The sequence below is a fragment of the Actinomyces sp. HPA0247 genome, from assembly GCA_000411415.1.
Lineage (GTDB): Bacteria > Actinomycetota > Actinomycetes > Actinomycetales > Actinomycetaceae > Pauljensenia.
Genome location: KE150450.1, coordinates 928,483 through 949,437 on the forward strand (window position 1 = coordinate 928,483; position 20,955 = coordinate 949,437).

Sequence of the window (20,955 nt, forward strand, 5' to 3'; positions counted from 1 at the left end):
TCAACCCACCAATTCGAGAGTCGTCTGGCCGATTCGGATGACGTCACCGATCTTGAGCTGGCGCGGGGTGCTCAGTCGTTCGTCGTCGATGAAGGTGCCGTTTCGGCTGGAGAGGTCTTCGATCCACCAGCCGTCGGACTGGGGGGTGAGCGCCGCGTGGCGGCTGGAGGCGTACTCGTCTTCGAGCACGAGGGTGCAGGCGGGTGAGCGCCCGATGACGATGGGGGCCTCGCCGAGGGGCAGCATGGTGCCCACGAGCGGGCCGCCGGTCACCAGGAGATCCTTGGGGGCCAGCGGGTTGGAGGACGTGCGCTTCTTGTCCTTGCGCTTGTCGCGGGAGGCTTTGCGGCGTGACGTCGCCTTGTCGCGTCCCTTGCCGCGCGGGGTGACGACGGTGCCGAAGATGTCGCGTCGCAGCGTGTTGACGGCCGCGAGCACGAGGAGCCACAGCAGCACCAGGAACCCGATGCGGAAGACGGTGAATGCGAGGTCGGTGGTCACTTCATTAAACTCCGCTCTGGTCTGGGTGGGTCCAGAAGAGGATCTTGGTACGTCCGATGACGATTTGGTTGCCGTCGAGCAGGGTCGCTGCGTCGATACGGTGCCCCTCGACGAAGGTGCCGTTGGTGGAACCGAGGTCGGTGGCGATCACGCCGGTGGGGGTGATGCGCAGTTCGAGGTGACGGCGCGAGACACCCGAGTCGTTGACGACGATGTCGGCCTCGGAGCCGCGTCCGATGACGGTCACGGGCTCGGTGAGGAGCCATTTTTCGCCGTCGACGTCGATGATGGGGTGCTCGGGGGATGCGGACGAGGCGGTGGCGGGTGCCGCGGGTCCCCTGCGGTTTTCGGCGTCGACCTTGAGGGTGCCGCTGGGTTCGGAGGCGTCGGCGATGAATTCGATCGTCACGGGGCCGAGGAGGGAGTAGCCGTTTGAGGAGGCGTGCTCGGTGGCCTGCTGGGCGAACTCGTCGGCGAGGACGTCAAGGGATGCCTCGAGGGACGTGAGGTCGGTGCGCGAGGCGTAGACCGCGAAGTGGTTCGCGGCGATGATGCGCGAGGCGGAGACTTCCTGGACGGATTCGTCCATGGCGCGGCGGATCGCCGTGGTGATGTCCACGGGCTTGATCCCCGACCGGAACACGCGCGAGAAGGCGCCGTTGACGCCTCTCTCGACGGCGCTCTCGAAGCGGTCGAAGATGCTCATAGTCGTGCTCTCCTCATTCCCCCGCGCTGTGCGCGACGTACGTTCGTTGTGGAAGCGAGGCCGCTCCCAGTCACAGTCTAACGGGCGTAGGAAGTGCTGTGGCCTCATCTGTCGGGATGTTTCCGATGTGCACAGGCTCGTTCTTTCTTCTGTTTGCGCGCTATGCCGGGGAATACTCGGCAATGGTGCGACTGTGACTTCTGGTGCAAATGTTACATATGTGACGATAAGTGTGTGCGAGCAAACAGAGTGTGGACACTTGCTTGGTTGGGTCGGCGGTCTGAGCGGTGGCGTGTTGCCTGTCGATGGGGACTCTGTGGGACGCTTGGTCGCCCCCGCATGTTGTGCAGAGCACAAGTGTTTTCTCTTTACCACGCGGTGAGTGTGCTCATATGTCTGTCGCCGTATTGATGGGTGATGGGCCGTAGGTCCCGTTAAGTGTGCGCGGTCAGCTTGATTGCTTAGTTGTTGTGTGAGGTGGGCGCGATTGACTCGCAGCGTGGGTCAGTGTGCGAATTTCTGTCCGTGAGTGTGGGCATGAATAAATACTGACCTAGGGGGTCGTGCAGGAACTAGGTCCCATTGTTATGGTGAGTCAGTAACCATATCAACGTGGGGGCAGTATGACACTCACTGACATGCAGGGTGGCGTCCAGAGTCAAGGCGCTGCCGACCGAGACGACCATCCACCGGCGGGTGGCCACCTGGCCGACCGCACGGTGCGACAGTCGCGCCCGCGTCGCATTGCCATGCGTGGAATCATCGCTGCCGCGCTCGCCGGACTCGCCCTCTCCGGCCTCGTGATGGTGCCCGGAGCCGCACGGGCCGAGGCTCCCCTCGAGACCCCCGGCGCCGACAGCATCACTTTCAACCGATCCGAAGGTCGAATCGGCAAGGCCGTCCTCAACGACTCCGGCACGGATCGCACCACCGTCGTCGCCGACAACTCCTACTTCGGCATCGTGCCCGGCATGACGGTCTACAATTCCGCCGACCCCAACCAGCGCTCCGTCGCGTATCGCGCGGGATACTCCCAAGACTGGCTCGATGCAGATACGGCGAAGAGCGGCGATTACTGGTCCTACGTCACCCGAGGCGTCGCCTGGGACTACCACTTGGCCGCCTACTACCAGTACCCCTACGACGGCGAATACACGCCCGACGCGATCTCGACCTCAACGACGAGCGCGCTCGGCTACAAGCCGAACAACCCCGGAACCGTCCCGCTCAACAGCACCTTCCTGATCGGGGCCGTGCGTCACAACAACTACCCGATCTACTCCCAGATCCACTGGGTGCACGCGTCCTTCGACATTCGTATCGGTGATCTCGAAGAATCCTTCCCCTTCGATCAGCAGGAAACTGACAACGACACGGACACGACGGCCGTGCGACGCAAGGGAGGCCCCTACGAATGGGTCTCCCGCGCCTCCGCGCCGCGCACCTGCCCATCGAGCGCCCCCTACTACGCGCTTGCCCGATCCGATCGCAACTGGCACTGCTTCAAGAAAGTCGGTGAAGGAAAAGGCAGATACGACATCTACACGGATCAGCCCCAGTACTACCCGGGCTCGGCAGGCAAGCCCGACCAGACCCCCGACTCGGACGACGTCCTGACGATCACGAAGACCACCTCGGACCAGACGATCACCGTCAATGGGATCCCCTACCGCCTCGTCCTCTACGGATTCGTGCCCAACGCGGACGGTAACTGCCCTGCCACCCCGCCCGCCGGCTCGACCCCTGTCTCCACCTTCACGACGAAGGAAAGCCAGGCGTCCTTCGGCTGCCTCTACGGCTCTTTCAGCCAGGAGCGCTACGTGCGCGTCGCGAAAGCTGTTACCTCGGACTCCGAACAGGTCGGCGACGCGATTCCCCCGTTCACCTTCACGACGATGGGCGTGGGTGACTGGGCCGCGCCCACGGGAACCCCGCTCACCACGAGCGTGACGGCCGACGGCTTCGTCGGGTGGAACTCCTTCGAGGACGCGAACCTGACCCCGACCGCATACGGCGAGGCCGGGGCGGTGTCCTCCGGCTACAGGGCCTTCATGCCCGGCTTCTCCCAGTTCATCATCGCCGAGACGGGGCCGCGAATCGCCGGCAGGTTCCCGTTGGCTTTTGGTGCGCCGGGGCGTTTTGGCCCCTGGAAGACCAGTGACGACCCGAACTCCGCGCAGTGGAGCCTCGTCGACGTGACCTGCCTGAACGGCGTGGGCGAGCGCGTGAATGTCACCCGCGACGCTGACACGGGTGGTGTGGACTTCTCCCAGGTCGCCCCGGCCTCGTCCCCGGCGGCCCTGCCGATCACCTGCACCTTCACCAACCGCGAGCAGGTGCCCAAGCTGCGCATCCAGAAGGACCTCGAATCGGTCGAGGGGGCGACGACGGACGACATCACCGTCACCTACCGCATCACGGCCACGAACGACGGTACCCTCGCGGGCACGACCGGGCGCCTCACGGACACGCCGAACTTCGCACCGGGACTGACCGTGCGCTCCGCGGCCGTCGCGACCAGCGTTGATGCTCTCACCAGCGCGACCGAGCAGGGGGCCGCCGCCTCCTACGTCCTCACCGAGGGTGCGACCGTCGAGCCGGGCGCGTCCTCCACGTGGTACATCCGCATGAAGGTCACGCGCGACAGTGCGGCCGCCGGGTACTCCGAGGCCCTGCTTGAGTGCGCCTCGTCGAACGATCGCCTGACCCCGGGCCACGGCCTCTACAACGCGGTGACGGGCGCCTACGATCACGACGGCGAGGCCAACAACGAGGCCTGTGCCCCCGCGCGCCCCCGCCCGATCCGCATCGAGAAGGCCGGCACGCAGCCGGTCGGTACCCCCAACGATGACGGCACGTATCCGCTCGACGGAGCGGCCTTCGCGATCTACGACAACGAGGCCCTGGCCGGCACCCCGGTTTCCACTCTCGATGGTGGGTCGCGCTTCGTGACCGCGCCCCTGGAAACGGGGAAGACCTACTGGCTCGTGGAGACCCGCGCGCCCGTCGGGCACGCGCTGCTGCCCCGTCCCGTCGCCTTCCATATCGAGGCCGGTACCGACGCCGAGGCCACGACCGTCATCAAGACGGACTTCGGCGCCGACGAGGGCTTCAGCTCCGTGCGCGTCCTGCCCGCTTCGGGCAGCCTGCCCGGGGATCGCACGCCCGGCATTCGCGTCGTCGACACTCAGGTCGGCGTACTCCCCAAGGCCGGGTCCATCGGCATCTACCCGCAGCTCGCGGGAGGAGCCGCCCTGCTCGGCCTCGCCGGCGCGTGCGCGTGGCGAGGCCGGCAGGAGCAGGCCGCGTAACGCACGCCGCGAGACATAATGATGTGGGTGCGCCCGCCATCTGGCGGGCGCACCCACATGTGTCTTGAGGTGAGGGAGGCGGTCAGGCCTCGTCACGCACGCCCTGGGTAGCCGCAGGCCGCGAGACGTTACGACGTGGGCGCGCCTGACTCTGGCCCTTGTCCTGGCTCCGGCCCTCGTCCCGGTCCCATGGTTCCTCACCAATGTCGCATGCAATTCCCTCGCGACTATTTCAAACATTGAAATCGCATCGTTGGAATTGCAGCGTTTGTAGGCGGTGTCAAAAACTGACCGTGTTAAATTACCTGCGACTTTTGGGAGGGGAGCTGAGGAAGGGGTCGTGCATAGACAACGCGGCCGGGCGCACAACGCGCGCCCGGCCGCGAAATGGCAGGATCAGAAGTCCCAGTCCTCATCCTCGGTGTCCACGACCTCGCCCATCACGTAGGACGAGCCGGAACCCGAGAAGAAGTCGTGGTTCTCGTCCGCGTTGGGGCTCAGGGCCGCGAGGATCGCGGGGTTCACGTCGGTCGCGTCGTGCGGGAACAGGGCCTCGTAGCCCAGGTTCATGAGCGCCTTGTTCGCGTTGTAACGCAGGAACTTCTTGACGTCCTCGGTCAGGCCGAGCGGATCGTACAGGTCCTCCGTGTACTGCTCCTCGTTCTCGTAGAGCTCGTACAGCAGCGAGTACGTGTAGTCACGCAGGTCATCCTGGCGTTCCTGGCTCGACTCATTCACGGCCAGCTGGTACTTGTAGCCGATGTAGTAGCCGTGGACGGCCTCGTCGCGGATGATGAGGCGGATCAGGTCGGCCGTGTTCGTGAGCTTGGCGTGCGAGCTCCAGTACATGGGCGCGTAGAAGCCCGAGTAGAACAGGAAGGACTCGAGCATCGTCGAGGCGACCTTGCGCTTCTCCGGGTCGTTGCCGTCGTAGTAGGACTTGACGATCTCGGCCTTCTTCTGCAGGGCCGCGTTCTCGTTCGACCAACGGAAGGACTCGTTGATTTCCTCCGTGGACAGCAGGGTGGAGAAGATCGACGAGTAGGACTTGGCGTGCACCGACTCCATGAACGCGATGTTCGTGTAGACGGCCTCCTCGTGCGGGGTGCGCGCGTCCGGGATCAGCGACACCGCGCCGACCGTGCCCTGGAGCGTGTCCAGCAGCGTCAGGCCCGTGAACACGCGGTTCGTCATGAGCTGCTCGTCCTTGGTGAGGGTCTTCCAGCTCGGCAGGTCGTTGGAGAGCGGAATCTTCTCAGGCAGCCAGAAGTTACCCGTCAGGCGATCCCAGACCTCGAGGTCCTTGTCGTCTTGGATCTTGTTCCAGTTGATGGCCTCGAACACGGGCTCGGTCGCCATGGGGGCTCCTCTGTGTGCGGTGTCGGACGGACGAGGCCGGGGCGGCCTCGCGTGCTCTCACCAGGATACCCGTGGGTCGCGTCTGTCGTGGTCGCGGGCTCGCCGGTGTCTCGTGGACGAGGTCACCTCGGTGAAGCTGCCGAGGTGGCTGCTGGCTTTTGCTCGATTGAGGAGCGGACCGGATATCTGTGGGTGTACACGTCGTTGTAGCGCTGGATCTCGCGCATGACGTCTGCGGCCTCGTTGTCCGTGCACTGGAAGTCCTCTGTTGCGGCACCCAGGCCTAGGCTGATGCCGTTGGTAATCCACGCCATCTGACTGATCGTTGTGTCAAGAGCCGTGAGGTGCTTGATGAGGGTCGCGTGGTGGGCGCTGCCCGTGTTGGCTGTGCTCGGTGTGGGTACGTTCTTCAGGGTCGTGGATGCGCGGTCGGCAGCTGAGATGATGGACTGAACTTCGTTGTAGTCCCATTCGATATTGACGTAGCTCATGGCTCATTCCTCTCGGGTGACAGGGCGAAGAAGTGTGTGATCAGGCCCCACAGCTGCGTGTTGTAGATCGGGTAGATGGGGATGTGTGGGCCGGTGCTGGGGGCGAGGGGTGGGGCCTCGACCCTGTAGGAGGCGGCCGGAGTGATGAGAGTTGACAGAATGGCTGCCGGAGCGAAGGGATCCTCGCCCCTGCAGTCCTCCCGGATCCAGGTGGTGTATGCCCAGCGTTGAGCCACGAGAGCTTGCGCGAAGGCGGAATCTGATGGGCCATAGGAGGAGTAATTTTCGAGGAGCTGAGCCGTCTGTTCGGTCATGCCCTGCTGTGCGGCGTACACAATGGCCGTTGGCAGTACGGGAGGCCCATCGAAGATGGCGGGGTTAGGCGTGAGCGGAGATATCGCCGCCGCGACGTGCGGAATTTCCTCGTTATCAATCTGATAAATGTGAGTCTCAGTGTCACCGTCGGGGGTGATAGCGGTGCGGGCGACGACGCATGGCCCCGGCTGCATCCAGATGTTCGCGCGGCGACACTGAGAGTCCTCTGGGGATGTGGTTGAGATGATCAGCCGTGAGTGGGCGGTGCGCGTGAGGGCTGCAAGATGCAGCGTGTCTCCGGTGAGTTCTTGGGAGGTGGCGAAGCTCGAGGTGACGTCGCCCGGAATGACGATGTGAGGACGGTCAACCATTGCGCACCTCCAGGCTCATGATGATCGCGAGAACGTCTTCGTTCAGGTTGCTGAAAGCGGGGGTCGTCATCGTTGCCGTCGCCGTGAGGAGGAAGTCATTCGCGCCGTCAGAATGAATCCATGCCCACTGACAGGCAGTGATCGGCACCCTGCCCTGAATGTAGATCCCCGTCCGCAGTTGTGCGGATTCCGGAGTCGCCGGCCAGGGGCAGTCTTCCAGCATGCGAAAACCCGGAACCTGGTGGGAGAGGGCCTCTGCCGAGTCGACGAGGGCCTGATCAGGTGTCGTGTTCGCGGGGATCGGGGATGCAAGCACGAGGATGGTGGGCGTGAAGTCGTAGTGGGTATCTGTGGGGCCGATGGCTAGGGAGATGATGCCTCCCTCGGATGACGGCGAACCCGGATACGGATTGTCGCCTGTTGTCCGATTTGTTGTGTCGTCCGTTTCTGTGAATGCCTGGTTGAGGATCGAGGAGATGTCTTCCTTCGGGCAGGAAGACCATCGGGGAGGCATGAGCCAATAGGTTGACAGGCTCATAGCGCGCCCTGGCCCTGATCGTTGTCATCGGATTCCTCGTCGTCCTCTACGGAAGACGTCTGCGGCAAAGGGTCGCCGTTCTCGTCCAGCATGCCGTGGCGCTTCATGTACTGATATTCCATATTGACGAAGCGTGGGGTGCGAAATGGGAATAAGCAGATAACTGCGAGTGGTAGGCAAAGGAAACCAAGAGCAGCTGGAATCAAGAAGACTTGCGGAGGCAAGCCGATTTTGTCCAATAGCATTCCTACGCCCAATAGGGTGAAGAGCAGACTAAGGAGTGGTTTGACGAGAGTGCGGCTCTTTCCCAATGTCTGGGGGGAGGCTGACATGCGTCTCCATAGCGAGGCACTTGATGAGTCTGTGTAGGTCTGTGTGTACCACGAGTACAGGCCAAAGGGCCCGATGAGAATCAGTCCCACTATCGCAATCATGTTGTGTGCCCCAATCTATGAATGTAATACTGCGCTTATGCCGTTGTTGACCCAACCGCCGATCAACTTGCCGGCCTGACTGCCCGCTAGGCCACCTATGACGCCGCCGATCACACCTCCAGCGAGAATGCCGACGGGGCCGCCGACGGCACCGATCGCTGCGCCTAGTTGTGCTCCATATGTGGCTCCCAAGTACGCGCCTGTAGCGCTGGCAGCGCCCGTCACACCTGCCCTTGCTATCTTTTCGCCCTCTCCCATCTCCGGGTGGTGGTAGGAGTCCGACTGGTAGCTGTCGTAGGCGCTGACGACCCCGTCGAGGACCGCGCAGGCGCGGCCTGCGACTTTGCCGCCAATGCGAAGTGCGTCGGCTGCTTTGACTACCCGGCTGCCGCCTTCGACGGCATTGACGGAGGGGACCTTCCAGTTCTTGAGGTTTCCTCGCTCGGCGACTTGCTTCCACAGCGATGCGTCCCGGAGCCCGGGAGGGGCCTCGTATGTGGCGCCCTTCGCTTGCAAGTAGAGTGCCTCGGTCGTGTCTCCGACGGTATTGCGCATGGTATCCGCCCAGCTGGGATAGCCTCCCGCCGCGTTGGGTCCCGTGGGGAATCCGTACGTGCCGACGAATCTGTTGAAAACAGCCAGGATTGTCGAATCCCAGATGGTTGGATCGATCGCTGCCAGGTCGTCACCGAATAGCGATTCCGCGTAGGCGAACTTCTTCTGATTGGTGTCGCAGCGCGAACGCAGCGACGCAAAGACGACGCCAACGCCGCCCGGGACGTCTGCCGGGTGGCTGATGGTAACCTGTGTGCCCGCCTGAGAGACCGTCAGTCCAGCTGCCGCCGCATCGGTGATGATGGCCTGAAACTCTGTCCTGATGGGAGCCATGGCGCCCGCGTAATCCTCCAGGGCGGAATGCAGGGAGCGTAAGCATGACACGGCGTGCTCGCTCGCTGAGATCACATTCGTCAGGTGCTCGACGACCGTCTCTACCAGCCTGGCCCGCTGGTGCCCCATCTGTCCGCGAGCTGTTGTCGCATCCGCGATGGCATCGTCGAGCGCTGTGATCGGTGCGTCGCACCAGTCCTTCAGTGACTGAACTGCGTCCACGTCAACTGGGAAGTCCCACGTCAAGGACTCGGCGAACTCTACGGTTCCTGCCGATACGGGAACCGTAGAAGCGTCTGCAAGGGGGGGCATTGCTTCACTCCATCGGAACAACTGTGCGGCGCAGGTGGTGTGCGTCACTTGACAATTAGACTACTCCGGTTGTTTGACAATCTGCAGTGCGATTCGGCTTGGGCGCATATTGTCTTGGCGTTGTTCCAGGTGGGAGTTGATTTACTGAGGGTGTTATCTGAGATTCCCATCGAACTGCGGACGAGAGGTCACCTCGGGCGCGTGCGAAGGAGCGCCCGCCCGACGGTATCGTCGAGGCGAGCGCTCCCCTGCTGTCTCTGTCGGTGAGAGTCCGTTCAGACGTATCCGAGCCAACGGCCGGAAGGCGCGAACTGGGATGTTCGGCCATCAGTGGTGGCCGTGCCGACCGCCATGTGTCCGCTGACGGGGTCAAGCCAGTACCATGCGCCACCCGACTGGATCCAGCCTGTGAGCATCATCCCGCTGCCGTCGAGCCAATACCAGTTGCCGCCGTCTTGGATCCAGCCGCCCGAGCGCATTGCTCCGCTACCAGACAGGAGGAACCACCCGGTGCCGTCGTTCACCCATCCGGTGCGCATCTGGGCGCTGCCGGGAGTCATGTAATACCAGGAGCCGCGATCGAGCAGCCAGCCTTCCGCAGCCTTGCCGCTGTCGCTCAGGTAGTACCAGGAACCCCAGATGTTACGCCAGCCGCCGGCGTCCATGCGCCCACTCGAGGGGTCCATCCAGTACCAGCCGGTACCATCGTGGATCCACGCCTGGCCCATCGCGCCGTTGGCCTGCATGTAGTACCAGGAGCCTCCGTCCTGGAGCCAGCCTGTCGCCACAGCGCCGGAGGCGGTGAGGTAATACCAGGTGCCGCCAATGAGATGCCATCCGCCGCTGAGCATGTGGCCGGAGCCGTCCACCCAGTATGACTTGTCACCGTCGTGGACCCATGTGTTCACAGCCATGGTGGACGTGCTGTCCATCCAGTACCAGTTGCCTTTGTCGAACACCCAGCCGTTCTCGACGGCAGATACGGAGCCGTTGAAGTAGTGCCAGCCGTCGTAGAAGCCCTTCCACCATCCGCGCGTCGGGGTTGGTTTGCCGTTGTGGAACCAGTAGGTGTGGGGCGTGGTCGATGCGAATGTGTGCCCCATTCCGACGTTCATGTAGGGGTGGGTGATCCCGCCGGGGGTGAAGGTGCCGATGAGGGCGGGGATGCCGGCGTTACGCATCGAGTACGCCTCGAACCACTCGTAGCGGCCCTTCAGCGCGGGCAGGCCAAGGCGATCCGGGGTGTGGAACTCGTACCCCGTGTTCATGACGAGCGACGGGGAGAGCGCGTTCAGGAAGCTTTCGCTATTTGAGCTTGAGAGGCCGTGGTGACCGGCTTTCAGCCAGTCCACGTGACCGACTATTCCAGCGACGTAGTCTTCCTTACCCTCGCCGCTTTCGAGGTCGGCAGACAGGTAGGCGCTGTGTCCGTGAGCGGTGATCTTCGCCGTGTAGCTGATGAGGTTCGTGTTCGTGAGCTTGCCGGGGTGCGCGTATTCCTCGTCGGGAGACAGGGGGATGATCTGGATGAGCATGTCGCCCATCTGGATGAGGTCGCCTTGTCCGGGCTTGACGTGCTGGTCGAACGTTGCCCCGTACGCGCCCTGAGCCCACTTTGCCGCGGCTACGAGGTCGTCGTAGACCTTCTGGTTGTCCCACAGGGCGTTCACTTCATCGCTGACCGAGTAGGAATCGTCGTAGACGGGCGTGTAGATGTGCTTGGGATGGTACCGGTGGATCAGGGTGTCAGCCCAGCCGATGTGGTCGGAGTGTGGGTGGGTGCCGATGAAGAAGTCGAGGTTGGAGGAGTTGATGCCCAGACTGTCGAGGTAGGGGCGCACCTGGTCTTCCTGTCCCCATGTTGCGATGTTTGCTCGCCACGGGTAGCGGGGGTCTGACCCGTCGGGGTAGTCGTTGTCGTCGCCTGCGTCCACGATTCCGAAGTGGCCGTTCGACTCGACGACGATGCAGTCGGCGCCCGAGAGGGACAGGATGTGCACCTCGTCGTTGCCGATGCTCCCGTCAGGGCGCGTGGTGACCAGGGGTGGGGTCTGCGTCGAAGGGGCCGAGGGGGTGGCCGAGGTGGGTGGCTGCGGGTCGGGGCGCGCTGCCCGGGCGTCCTCCTCGGCCTGTTGGGCGTCAGCTGTTTGGCGGTCTTCGTCGGACACGGGTGGGTTAGTGGGGGCCGTGATGGACGTGTCCTCGGAAGAAACGTTTTCCTGTGATGGTGCTGCGAACGTCGCGGTCGGGGCTAGCGTCAGGGAGAGGGCGACGGCAAGCCCGGCCTCGACGGTGCGGAAGTGCTTCATTGCTCAGCGATCTTTTCTGGGTTAATGAGAAACTATTGTGCTGTTCCCCAGCCTAGAGGGTGTGGTGTTAAATTGCCACCTAATGATTACGTAACAATGTGAAGTGTGCAACATGGCGTCTTGAGTGTGGGAAGCGGAGAGGGACGTTGGAGGTCGGCGGACCGCGGGGTGATGCGGTTGCGCCTGAGGCCATAGCGCGGGCGGTTTACTGCGAGAAGGAGGCCGGTCGCAGGCCGTGGACGAGGTCACCATGGGCGCGAGTGGGGCGGTATCGTATGCGCCATGACGATGCCCACTTTCGCCGACGTTGACGCGGCGCTCGCCAAGCGCGACTACCGTGCGGCTCTGGACATGCTGGAGTCCATGGAGGTCGTCGGCGAGGATGCGTGCTACCGCCGCGACATTCAGGCAGCTGCCTGCGCTGACCGCCTCGGCCTGTATCCCCTGTGCGAGGAGTACGCGACGCGCGCACGCGCCTACGGGGACGACATGGCCGCGCCCTTCGCGCTCATCGCCCGTGCCCAGCGCCGCCAAGGCCTCGTCGCTGATGCCGAGGCCGTGGCATCGGCCGGCATGCGCCTGCATCCCCAATCCCCTGAGATCGCGCGCGAACTGACCCTTTGCCTCGTCGAGTTGGGGCGCTGCGAGGAGGCGCTGTCCGTCTCGCAGGTCGCCACCGACGGATTTCCCGACGACGTTGAGCTCCTCATGGCCTACGGACGCCTGTGGGAACCCGTGGACCCGGACGCTGCGCAGTGGGCGTTCGGTCGCGCCAAGGCGAACGCCCCGGACCTGGCCGAGGCGAAGTTCGCATACGACTCCCTCGCCCATCCCCTCAAGGGGGCTGGGCGCTCCTCGTACGCTATCGAAATGCAGCCGGCCGTCGCGACGGCCTACCGGGGAATGCTCAAGCGCGTGACCTTCGTGCTCGATAAGGCGTGGATATTCGCGATCGTCGGCGGATTTGGGTCCGGTCTGGGCTATCTCTTCACCCTGCGCTACATGACGGATGAGCGCGCGCTCCTCTTCTTCCTCCTGTACGCCGCGTCGGCGCTGAGCGGATACGCGTTCGCGTTCATCCAGATTGCGCTGTTCAACCGCACGTTGCCGCGCGGCGTGCGCCTGACCTTTACACGCCTGCGCAAGCGATTCCCCGACCTGGGAAGCTCCGTCATGGACTTCATTCGCATGATCGTGCTGGCTGGACTCATTCTTTTCGTTCTGATGGCGCTGACGCGGTGATTCATTCGGTCGGTTAAAATCTCGATCACTCTGTGCCCATGCTTATATCCTGACCATCGAAAACGTGTCAAACTAGGCGCCTGACAGTTGCGTTGTAAGGCGCGGATAATCAACAGACAGCGCTATTGTGAGGGTGTGACCCATCAGCCCTTAGAATTCGCTGCACCGCCCAGGCCCTACCGCCTGGGGAATGACCAATTGCGTCGCTATAACCGCGTGCGCTCCGGGCAAAAGAAGCAGGGCCGCATCAACATTGCCATCGATGTCGTCACCGTCCTCCTCATCATCTCCGTGAGCGCGATCGTCGCCGTCGTCGAAATGTCCTCCATGCCCGAGCCAACCATTGAAGCGCTCGCCGCTGTGGCCCTGGCCCTCATCCTCGGAGGAGGCCTCATTCTCCTCGCGCTCCTCGCCGCACTCATCGTCGTCGCGCGCCGGTGGCATCGTGAATGGGACTGCAACGAGGACCTCGTCATCTTCTCCGACTCTCACGCCGCCCTGCGCGCCGCCCGGCGCGACGGCGCCATCATGACCGCCTGCGCGCGCATGCAGCTCGCCTGGTTTATCGGATTCCTCGCCGTCGGCGCCATCGCCCTCGCCACCGAATCTGCCCTCCTGGCGGCCCTCGTCTCCCTGCCGCTCGCGATGGGCCTCGTCAATTCCTGGCGCTCCTGCCAAGCCCTGCGCAGGATCACCGCGCGCACCCTCTAATGTCATCCGTGCGCGCGATTTGTTTGCGCGCGCATAGACCCAGAAGCCTGCCAGCCGGTAGGCTTATCGCATGACGAATCCTCTCATCGACTCCCTCGCGTCGATCATCGAACAGCAACCCGAGGACCATGCCCTGCGCGAGCATCTCGCCGAACTCCTGATCGCCGAGGGGAGGGGCGTCGAAGCCGTCTCCCACCTGGCCGTTGTCCTGGCCGTCGACCCGCACAACGAGCGAGCCGCAGCCCTCATGCGCAGCGCCCTCGGCGTGCCCGAGGCCCCCGCCCCGTCTGCGCCTACCGTCGACGAGGCTGAGCCTGCCGCGCCCGCAACAGACGAGGATCGGGTGTTGCCTGAGGCGGCCTTCGCCCGCGAGGTCCCGGTGCCCCCCGAGGCGCCCGAGGCCTCGGCCCCGGCCGTAGACAGGCCGACTGCCGCTGATCCTGAGCCCGCGGCCCCCGCCTCGGATGAGGTTGAGACCGTCCCCGCCCCCGAGGCTCCCGCTCCGTCTGCGCCCGCGGCCCCCGCCTCGGACGACGCAGGCATTCCCGCGATCGTGACGATTCATCCCGCGGCCTTCCCGCAGACGGCCGAGAAAGGGAACAGCGAGGGAGGCGCGTCGACAGGCGAGGCCGGAGATGGGCAGGATGACCCCGCTTCCCCCGACGGCGCCGATCCGGAAAACTTCGACTGGAAGAGTGCCGAGAAGCAGGTCGGCGGACCCGCGCCGGCATTTGTGAAGGTGGGAGCAACCGACGGCGAAGTCGAAATCGACGACAAACCCCAAGGTGACGCGTGGGACGTTGAGACAGTGACGGCAACGCTGGCCGACGTCGGCGGTATGCAGTCCGTCAAGGACCGCCTCACCATGGCCTTCCTGGCCCCCCTGCGCAACCCGGAAATCCGCAAGCTCTATGGCAAGAGCCTCAGCGGTGGCCTGCTGCTCTACGGTCCTCCCGGATGCGGCAAGACCTACATCGCCCGCGCTCTCGCCGGCGAGGTCGGTGCCGCGTTCATGAACGTCAGGATCAGTGACGTCCTTGGCCACTACATCGGTGACTCCGAGAACAATCTCCACGATGTCTTCGAGACCGCGCGCGCCTGCGCCCCCGTCGTCCTTTTCCTTGACGAAATCGACGCGGTCGGCATGAGGCGATCGCCGTCGTCTGCTTCCTACATGCGACCGGTCACCAACCAGCTCCTCATGGAACTGGACGGCATCGGGGCCGACAACGAAGGCGTCTTCATCCTGGCTGCCACCAACACCCCGTGGGACGTGGACCCCGCGCTGCGCAGGCCCGGACGCTTCGACCGCTGCGTCGCTGTCCTACCTCCCGATGGACCCGCCCGCCAGGCAGTTCTCTACCACCACCTCAAGTCGCGCCCCGTCGAAGGCATCGACATGGGATACCTGGTCCAGCACACCGATGGATTCACCGGCGCCGACCTGGCCCACCTGGTCGACAGCGCCGTCGAATACGCGATGATGGACTCCGTGCGCACAGGAAACGTGCGCATGGTGACCATGCAGGACTTCTTGAGGGCGCTGGCGCAGATTCGGCCCAGTGCGGGACCCTGGTTCGTCACCGCCCGCAACATTGTCGAATACGGCAATCGAGACGGCCAATACGACGACCTCGCCGAGTACATGAAGGCAAACAACCTGATGTGAGGAGGTGGGCGGCGCACTCGCGCTGCCCACCCCTCGCCGTTCGCTACCGATACCGAGGAGAACCGATGTCTCCCGAGGAGATCTCCAAGCGGATCAATCACGCCCAGGCCTTGATCGACATCAAGCGCCCCGAACGAGCCATCGAAAAACTCGTCACGATCCCTCAGGACGACCCCGAGGTCTCAGCGCGAGTGAACTGTCTCCTCGCCCACGCTCACCTCACAAATCACGAGCCTGAGAAGGCCTATGCGTGCGCTCGGCGAGCCGTCGAAGCCTCCCCCAACAACCCCAGCGCGCTGTACTGGCTGAGCTACTTGGAGGGAGACCGCAAGCTCGCCCTCAAACACGCCACGCGCCTCGTCGAACTCGCGCCAGAACAAGGTTTCAGCCACACCATGAGGGCCCACGTCCTCGCGCGCAACTTCCAGTGGGAGGAGGCGCTGCGCGAGGCGCGGGAAGGCGAACGCCTCGACCCCGAAGACCCCTTCGCGCTCAACACCCTCGGTCGGCTGCTCGCCAGGGACGACGAACAAGCGGCACTCGACGTCTACCAACGCGTCCTCTCACTCGACCCAAACAACGAGGCCGCCCGCGAAGCGATCGCGGACATACAAGAAGTCGACCGCACCGACGCCACCAGCCGCCTCTACCGCGACCTCCTCGCGGAAAACCCCAACGAGAAAACATACGAGAATAAGCTCCACTGGCTGGTGTTCAAGCCGCTCTTCTACCTCTGCCTGGGCCTGACGATCACCTATGTGATCGGCTGGTCGATCGCAGGCCTCGTCTACGTGTTCGGCAGTCGCGACGCGGCGATCATCGTCGGACTGGTATGGTCCGCGTTGATTCCCCTGCGCGGCATGGACAGCGCAGTGCGCAGACACCTCTCACAGGTCGCCGCCGGACAGGGCAAGACGCGCCGCGAGGTCGTGGACCTGACGTTCAAGCGCCGACCCGTCGGTGCGACGATAGCGACGATCTCGCTCGCGCTCCTCGTCGTCACCCCCGTGGCATTCGCGGTGCTGCGGTACTTTGTCCCCGCGTCCTCGTGGTGGACGGCCGTGGGGCTGCCCATCCTCGTCATGGCCTGCGGGTGGATCGGCGCCGCCATCGCCCGCTACATGGTCTTTAGGCGCGAACGCTAACAGCGGGTGGCGCGTGGGCGGCGGCTCGCGCGTGGACGGTTGGTAGCGGGCAGTCGGTGCGCGCCGCCTCAGTCCTTCGAGAGCCTGCCTCGCACAGCCCCCGCGCCGAACGTCAGCACCGTCAACGCGGCCTCCAAACCGCCCAGGGCCAGCCCCTGCCTCGTATGAGCAAAACGAGCGCCCTGCGCGCGGCGACGCTCACCGCGGTGGAACAGCCAGCGCTCCACGCCGACCGTGATCATCGCCGAACCCAGCGCCGCGCCCGCGAGAACCGCCAACTCGGCCGGATCCGCCTCCGTGACGCCCTCCAGCGGATCCTCGCCCGCCACGGGTGAGGACTTCGAGCAATCCACATCCTCGTCGTCGTAGGGCGGAAGCTCCGCGCCCTCCGGCAGCTGCGCCACCATCGACCAGCCGAGCACCCCCAGCAAACCCGCCTTCACGAGGCCGCGCAACGGGCGCGAGCGCACGTAATCCGGCAGGGCGTACCAGGCGACAGTCGCGCCCACGCCCGCCGCGAATCCCGCGACCCGAGTCGGGTCCACCGAGCCGGCGCACGGACAAGAACAGGTAGATGAGGCGGCCATAGCCAGTCCTTTCGATCAGGCTTCGCGGATCAGTCCGCGAGCAGGTCCAGCAGGTGAGAGACGACCTTCCCGCCCGAATAGGCGGAACCGTCGTGCTGGTACTCGTTCGTGATGTAGTGCCGGGCACCGATCAGGTTGCCCGTGTCCAGGGACAGCTCGCGCGGCACGAACATGTCGTCGTAGTACACGGCCGCCGCCACCGGCACCGTGTTCTCAGCCAACACGTCCGGCAGGTACACGGGAGCCGCCTCCGTCGTCGACGCCAGGATCTGTGCCGCGCCCTTCAGCGGCGCCAAGCCCGGATCCTCGTCGAACACGCGGCGCATGAAATGCTCGCCCGTCAGGTAGAAAGGCTCGCTCTCATCCAGCGGGTTCGCGTCCTTCGCGAAGCCCGGGATCTCCTCGGCCAGGCGATCCGCCGCCCAGAGCGTCGCCGTGCCCACCAGGTCCGGCGTCGCGCACGCGTAGATGTACTCCTGGAACACGCCGTAAATCGGCGCAACGTCCACCTGCGAGCCGATCGCCGCCAGGAACTGCGATGAGAGGCGGCGCTCGCCTCGAACCGACGTCCACGGGCCCTCGAGCAGGTAGTGCAGCTGATCCGTGTTGCTCTGGCCGCCCAGCATCATGCCGATCATGCGCAGGCGCGCGGGGGAGAGGCGCTCACCCGTCGGCAGCGTCTCCTCCGTGTCCGCCAAGTGCGCGCACAGCTCACGCACCGTGCGCTCATCGCCCGGGTGGCGCTGGAAGTACGTGCGGTTGCGCGCCGCCGTGCGCTCATACGTCAGACGGTAGATCTCATCCACATGGACGAGGCCGGGAAGGCCTCCCGTGATCAAGCTGGCCTTCAGGCCCTGGGGAGCCAGCGACAGGTACGAGGTCGTGATAAAGCCGCCGAAAGACTGGCCGAGGGTCGTCCACGGATCATCCCCGCACAACTCGCGGCGCAGCGCCTCCGCGTCGTACACGATCTGATCCTGGCGGAAGTGGCGCAGGTACGCGGCCTTCTCCTCGTCCGTCTCCAAGTGGGAAAGCGCCTGAGCATCCATGCGGGTCGACTGGCCCGTGCCTCGTTGATCCAGGAGCACCACGCGGTAATCCTGCAGGAGACGATTCATCCATCCGCCGGTAAACGTGCCGAAACGCGGGCTCGGGTAGCCCGGGCCGCCCTGCAGAAACACCGCGTAGGGCGCATCCTCGCGGCCCTTACGCACGACCTCGCGCGCGAAAACCTGGATCGTCGGATTGTCCTCACCCGTCGGGCGCAGATGATCCAGCGGGACGTCCAGACGGTGCTCGTAAACGGTGTGGCCATGGTGCAGGTACGACTCTGTGTGCATGGACACAATGGTAGCGGTTTTGGGGCGGTGCCGTTGTGGCCGTGGCTGTTCTGGGTGCTGTTTGGTCCGGCTGTGGGGCCGTGCTGCTTGGTGTGCCTGTGGGCGGCGGCACGCCCGATTGATGGTGTTGCTTGTGGCCCCACGGGTGTTCCGGGTGCTGCGTGTGCTTTGCAAGGCCGGGTCGGGCTGCTTGGTGTGCGCCCAGCAATTTCGCATGCAATTCCCCTGTGACTATTTCAGGATTTGAATTGGCATCGTTGGAATTGCAACGATTTCGGAGGTTGTTGAAAGTTCACGCAACCGAATTGCATGCGAAATTTCTGGTAGGTGTCTGCGCCTTCACTCATGGGCCCAGCTGCCGGGCCCAGCTGCCGGGCCCGGCAGCTGGAGCCAGACGGCTCAGAGCCAGCTGGTGACACCCCGTTCGCGACAGCCAGGTCGTCAGAGCCAGTTCAGCAGCGCGACGTAGCAGACCGTTCCGATGCCGACGCTCCACAGGAGCTTGCGGCCGCTCAACAGGTGCACCGCGACCGTCACGCCCGTCGCCACCAGCGCCGCCCACCAGCGATCGCCGGCCGCCTGCGCGCCCTGCGACAGTGTGGAGAGCACCAGGATTAGCATGATGCCCGGCGGCATCCATACCGCCATGTCGGAGACGAAACGCGAATCACGCAGCGGCTCCAGAATCTTGAACGGCAGAGCGCGCAACGTAAAGTCGATGACGAAGACGATCACCAGGAGCGCCAGCAGGTAGCCCAGCGTCGGAGTCACTGCGCACCCCCTTCGTGGGCCGCCTGGCCCCGCCCATCAGTCGAGGCCGGAGATTCGGGGGAGTGCAGGATGCCTCGGCGATGAAGGATGTGGCGAACCACCAGGCACGCGACGAACAGCAGGAGCGCCACCAGGAGGCGCTGTCCGGGCGCCGCCACCATGGCCACCGCGAAGGACGCGCCGGCCAGGAGGACCGAGGGCAGCTCGCGCCTCGTGCGCGCTGCGTCCAGCGTCAGCGTGATGAACAGGGCTGTGAGCGCGAAATCCAGGCCCTCGATCTGCGTCGGAATCAAGGAACCCGCAGACACGCCCACGAGGCTCGACGTCACCCACGTCAGGTTAAAGAGAACCTGCATCGCCAGGAGCCGAGGCTTCGTCCACCCGTTCGGGCGGGCGGCGGTTAGCGCGTAGGCCTCGTCCACGAGGGCGTACATCGAGAAGAGGCGTGCGACACGACCTTCGATCACGTGCAGCGGGAACGAGAACGCAAAAAACAGGAGGCGGAAGTTCACCAGCAGCATCGTTACCGCGATGACGGCCAGCGGCGTATTCTGCGCGGCCAGGGTGACGACGAGCAGCTCGGCCGACCCCGAGTAAGCGGACAGGGAAAGCGCCGGAGCCAACCACCACGGCAGGCCCAGCTGGATGACGAGAACGCCGTACGCGAGGCCCAGCGGGATATATCCCGCGGCCACGGGTGCCGTGATGCGCAGGCCTTCGAGGATCTCGCGGCGGGTAGGGCTAGCCGGCACGGGGAGGTTCACGGTGCGCGGTAGCTTGGGCATGGGTGCAATTTTCGCGTGCCTGTCCGTCCAATTGCGAGCGGGCGCACCGTAGCGTGACGACTTCCACGTTTTGTTGGGCCCTTGGTCCTGGCCCGGAATTTCGCGGTTTGTCACCGCGCTCGTTTGTCACATAGTTCCAAAACTGGATCGCCCCCTCGCATGTGGTCCGAAGCAATGAAAACATCGACACCAACACCGGGGAACACCCCTCGGTTTGATAAATCCCGCAGATCAGGAGCCCTCATGAGCGCCACTCACGCACGCAAGAAGCCATTCCTTCGACTCGCCACGGCCGCCGTCGCCATGGTCGCAGCCCTCGGCATGGCCGCATGCTCCGGTGGCGCGGCCTCCTCCTCGTCCTCCTCGTCCGGCGCGCAGGTCGGGGACCGCAGCCCCGAGCAGATCAAGGAAGCCGGCGAAATCGTCATCGGCATCTTCTCCGACAAGGCCCCCTTCGGCTACATCGACGCCGACGGTAAGCCCGCCGGATACGACGTCGTCTACGGTGACCGCATCGCCGCCGACCTGGGCGTCACCGCCAAGTACGTTCCCGTCGACGCCGCCGCCCGCACCGAGGTCCTCGCCTCCAACAAGGTCGACATCACCCTCGCGAACTTCACGGTCACGCCTGAGCGCGCCGAAAAGGTCGACTTCGCGAACCCCTACTTCAAGGTCTCCCTCGGCGTCGTCTCGCCCACCTCGGCTGAAATCACCGACGTGAGCCAGCTGGCCGGCAAGACCCTCATCGTCACCAAGGGCACGACCGCCGAAGCCTACTTCGAGGCCAACCACCCCGAGGTCAAGCTCCAGAAGTACGACCAGTACTCCGACGCCTACCAGGCCCTCGAGGACGGCCGCGGCGACGCCTTCTCCACCGACAACACCGAGGTCATCGCCTGGGCGATCCAGCACCCCGGCTTCAGCGTCGGCATCAAGAGCCTGGGCGAGACCAGCTACATCGCGGCCGCCGTCAAGAAGGGCAACACCGCCCTCCTCGACTGGCTGAACAACGAACTCGTCGAGCTCGGCAAGGAAAACTTCTTCCACAAGGACTACGAGCAGACCCTCGCCCCCGTCTACGGTGACGCCGCGACCCCCGACGACCTCGTCGTCGAAGGCGGCGTGGACACCACCTCCACCAACTGACAGGAACGAGGCCGTGACCCCTCC

At 64.5% G+C, this 20,955-nt stretch carries 19 protein-coding genes; 6 read left to right on the forward strand and 13 right to left on the reverse strand.

The window, feature by feature from the left end; genetic code table 11:
- Together HMPREF1478_RS03780 and HMPREF1478_RS03785 are read right to left on the reverse strand one after the other, a co-directional pair.
- On the reverse strand, positions 1-501 hold the full coding sequence (locus HMPREF1478_RS03780; protein WP_016460760.1) for an FHA domain-containing protein FhaB/FipA: 501 nt from the start codon (positions 499-501) through the stop codon (positions 1-3).
- A 4-nt stretch (positions 502-505) separates the two neighbouring features.
- The gene (locus tag HMPREF1478_RS03785; protein ID WP_016460761.1) at positions 506-1,207 is read right to left on the reverse strand and encodes an FHA domain-containing protein; all 702 of its coding nucleotides are present in this window, start codon (positions 1,205-1,207) and stop codon (positions 506-508) included.
- A gap of 623 nt (positions 1,208-1,830) precedes the next feature.
- On the opposite strand from HMPREF1478_RS03785, the gene HMPREF1478_RS03790 reads away from it, so the two are divergent.
- Positions 1,831-4,518 (forward strand): prealbumin-like fold domain-containing protein, encoded by a 2,688-nt coding sequence (locus HMPREF1478_RS03790; RefSeq protein ID WP_016460762.1) that lies wholly within the window; start codon positions 1,831-1,833, stop codon positions 4,516-4,518.
- A 396-nt stretch (positions 4,519-4,914) separates the two neighbouring features.
- Here HMPREF1478_RS03790 and nrdF read toward each other — a convergent pair whose 3' ends face one another.
- The 7 genes from nrdF to HMPREF1478_RS03825 form a co-directional block, all read right to left on the reverse strand.
- A complete protein-coding gene (nrdF, locus tag HMPREF1478_RS03795) occupies positions 4,915-5,877 on the reverse strand; it encodes a class 1b ribonucleoside-diphosphate reductase subunit beta (RefSeq protein WP_016460763.1) in 963 nt (320 codons plus the stop codon).
- Between the two features lie 122 nt (positions 5,878-5,999).
- A complete protein-coding gene (locus HMPREF1478_RS03800) occupies positions 6,000-6,368 on the reverse strand; it encodes a hypothetical protein (RefSeq protein WP_016460764.1) in 369 nt (122 codons plus the stop codon).
- Positions 6,365-7,054 (reverse strand): hypothetical protein, encoded by a 690-nt coding sequence (locus tag HMPREF1478_RS03805; protein ID WP_016460765.1) that lies wholly within the window; start codon positions 7,052-7,054, stop codon positions 6,365-6,367. Before HMPREF1478_RS03805 ends, HMPREF1478_RS03800 begins: the two co-directional genes overlap by 4 nt.
- On the reverse strand, positions 7,047-7,592 hold the full coding sequence (locus HMPREF1478_RS03810) for a hypothetical protein (protein ID WP_016460766.1): 546 nt from the start codon (positions 7,590-7,592) through the stop codon (positions 7,047-7,049). Before HMPREF1478_RS03810 ends, HMPREF1478_RS03805 begins: the two co-directional genes overlap by 8 nt.
- Entirely contained in the window at positions 7,589-7,924 is a 336-nt protein-coding gene (locus tag HMPREF1478_RS03815; RefSeq protein WP_051113406.1) for a hypothetical protein, read from the reverse strand. Before HMPREF1478_RS03815 ends, HMPREF1478_RS03810 begins: the two co-directional genes overlap by 4 nt.
- 117 nt (positions 7,925-8,041) lie before the next feature.
- Positions 8,042-9,226, reverse strand: coding sequence for a hypothetical protein (locus tag HMPREF1478_RS03820; protein ID WP_016460768.1), 1,185 nt, complete (start codon positions 9,224-9,226; stop codon positions 8,042-8,044).
- 275 nt (positions 9,227-9,501) lie between these two features.
- The gene (locus HMPREF1478_RS03825) at positions 9,502-11,535 is read right to left on the reverse strand and encodes an MBL fold metallo-hydrolase (RefSeq protein ID WP_016460769.1); all 2,034 of its coding nucleotides are present in this window, start codon (positions 11,533-11,535) and stop codon (positions 9,502-9,504) included.
- A gap of 282 nt (positions 11,536-11,817) precedes the next feature.
- On the opposite strand from HMPREF1478_RS03825, the gene HMPREF1478_RS10570 reads away from it, so the two are divergent.
- The 4 genes from HMPREF1478_RS10570 (at position 11,818) to HMPREF1478_RS03845 (ending at position 16,302) form a co-directional block, all read left to right on the forward strand.
- Positions 11,818-12,777, forward strand: a complete 960-nt coding sequence (locus HMPREF1478_RS10570; RefSeq protein WP_016460770.1) for a tetratricopeptide repeat protein — start codon at positions 11,818-11,820, stop codon at positions 12,775-12,777.
- 198 nt (positions 12,778-12,975) lie between these two features.
- A complete protein-coding gene (locus HMPREF1478_RS03835) occupies positions 12,976-13,488 on the forward strand; it encodes a hypothetical protein (protein WP_016460771.1) in 513 nt (170 codons plus the stop codon).
- Positions 13,489-13,558: 70 nt separating this feature from the next.
- Complete coding sequence (locus tag HMPREF1478_RS03840) at positions 13,559-15,157, forward strand: ATP-binding protein (RefSeq protein WP_016460772.1); 1,599 nt, start codon at positions 13,559-13,561, stop codon at positions 15,155-15,157.
- A gap of 65 nt (positions 15,158-15,222) precedes the next feature.
- On the forward strand, positions 15,223-16,302 hold the full coding sequence (locus tag HMPREF1478_RS03845; RefSeq protein ID WP_016460773.1) for a tetratricopeptide repeat protein: 1,080 nt from the start codon (positions 15,223-15,225) through the stop codon (positions 16,300-16,302).
- Positions 16,303-16,370: 68 nt separating this feature from the next.
- Here HMPREF1478_RS03845 and HMPREF1478_RS03850 read toward each other — a convergent pair whose 3' ends face one another.
- From HMPREF1478_RS03850 to HMPREF1478_RS03865, 4 genes are all read right to left on the reverse strand, one after another.
- Positions 16,371-16,889 (reverse strand): hypothetical protein, encoded by a 519-nt coding sequence (locus HMPREF1478_RS03850; protein ID WP_016460774.1) that lies wholly within the window; start codon positions 16,887-16,889, stop codon positions 16,371-16,373.
- 29 nt (positions 16,890-16,918) lie between these two features.
- The gene (locus HMPREF1478_RS03855) at positions 16,919-18,229 is read right to left on the reverse strand and encodes an alpha/beta fold hydrolase (protein WP_016460775.1); all 1,311 of its coding nucleotides are present in this window, start codon (positions 18,227-18,229) and stop codon (positions 16,919-16,921) included.
- Between the two features lie 441 nt (positions 18,230-18,670).
- Positions 18,671-19,000 (reverse strand): branched-chain amino acid transporter permease, encoded by a 330-nt coding sequence (locus tag HMPREF1478_RS03860; protein ID WP_016460776.1) that lies wholly within the window; start codon positions 18,998-19,000, stop codon positions 18,671-18,673.
- Positions 18,997-19,785, reverse strand: a complete 789-nt coding sequence (locus HMPREF1478_RS03865) for an AzlC family ABC transporter permease (protein WP_083940068.1) — start codon at positions 19,783-19,785, stop codon at positions 18,997-18,999. Before HMPREF1478_RS03865 ends, HMPREF1478_RS03860 begins: the two co-directional genes overlap by 4 nt.
- Positions 19,786-20,028: 243 nt before the next feature.
- On the opposite strand from HMPREF1478_RS03865, the gene HMPREF1478_RS03870 reads away from it, so the two are divergent.
- The gene (locus HMPREF1478_RS03870; protein ID WP_016460778.1) at positions 20,029-20,931 is read left to right on the forward strand and encodes a cysteine ABC transporter substrate-binding protein; all 903 of its coding nucleotides are present in this window, start codon (positions 20,029-20,031) and stop codon (positions 20,929-20,931) included.
- The last annotated feature ends 24 nt before the right edge of the window (positions 20,932-20,955 follow it).

Coding starts and splice junctions, on each gene's coding strand:
- HMPREF1478_RS03785 (WP_016460761.1), bottom strand. CDS start 1,207: ATGAGCATCTTCGACCGCTTCGAGAGCGCCGTCGAGAGAGGCGTCAAC.
- HMPREF1478_RS03790 (WP_016460762.1), top strand. CDS start 1,831: ATGACACTCACTGACATGCAGGGTGGCGTCCAGAGTCAAGGCGCTGCC.
- nrdF (WP_016460763.1), bottom strand. CDS start 5,877: ATGGCGACCGAGCCCGTGTTCGAGGCCATCAACTGGAACAAGATCCAA.
- HMPREF1478_RS03800 (WP_016460764.1), bottom strand. CDS start 6,368: ATGAGCTACGTCAATATCGAATGGGACTACAACGAAGTTCAGTCCATC.
- HMPREF1478_RS03805 (WP_016460765.1), bottom strand. CDS start 7,054: ATGGTTGACCGTCCTCACATCGTCATTCCGGGCGACGTCACCTCGAGC.
- HMPREF1478_RS03810 (WP_016460766.1), bottom strand. CDS start 7,592: ATGAGCCTGTCAACCTATTGGCTCATGCCTCCCCGATGGTCTTCCTGC.
- HMPREF1478_RS03815 (WP_051113406.1), bottom strand. CDS start 7,924: ATGTCAGCCTCCCCCCAGACATTGGGAAAGAGCCGCACTCTCGTCAAA.
- HMPREF1478_RS03820 (WP_016460768.1), bottom strand. CDS start 9,226: ATGCCCCCCCTTGCAGACGCTTCTACGGTTCCCGTATCGGCAGGAACC.
- HMPREF1478_RS03825 (WP_016460769.1), bottom strand. CDS start 11,535: ATGAAGCACTTCCGCACCGTCGAGGCCGGGCTTGCCGTCGCCCTCTCC.
- HMPREF1478_RS10570 (WP_016460770.1), top strand. CDS start 11,818: ATGACGATGCCCACTTTCGCCGACGTTGACGCGGCGCTCGCCAAGCGC.
- HMPREF1478_RS03840 (WP_016460772.1), top strand. CDS start 13,559: ATGACGAATCCTCTCATCGACTCCCTCGCGTCGATCATCGAACAGCAA.
- HMPREF1478_RS03845 (WP_016460773.1), top strand. CDS start 15,223: ATGTCTCCCGAGGAGATCTCCAAGCGGATCAATCACGCCCAGGCCTTG.
- HMPREF1478_RS03850 (WP_016460774.1), bottom strand. CDS start 16,889: ATGGCCGCCTCATCTACCTGTTCTTGTCCGTGCGCCGGCTCGGTGGAC.
- HMPREF1478_RS03855 (WP_016460775.1), bottom strand. CDS start 18,229: ATGCACACAGAGTCGTACCTGCACCATGGCCACACCGTTTACGAGCAC.
- HMPREF1478_RS03865 (WP_083940068.1), bottom strand. CDS start 19,785: ATGCCCAAGCTACCGCGCACCGTGAACCTCCCCGTGCCGGCTAGCCCT.
- HMPREF1478_RS03870 (WP_016460778.1), top strand. CDS start 20,029: ATGAGCGCCACTCACGCACGCAAGAAGCCATTCCTTCGACTCGCCACG.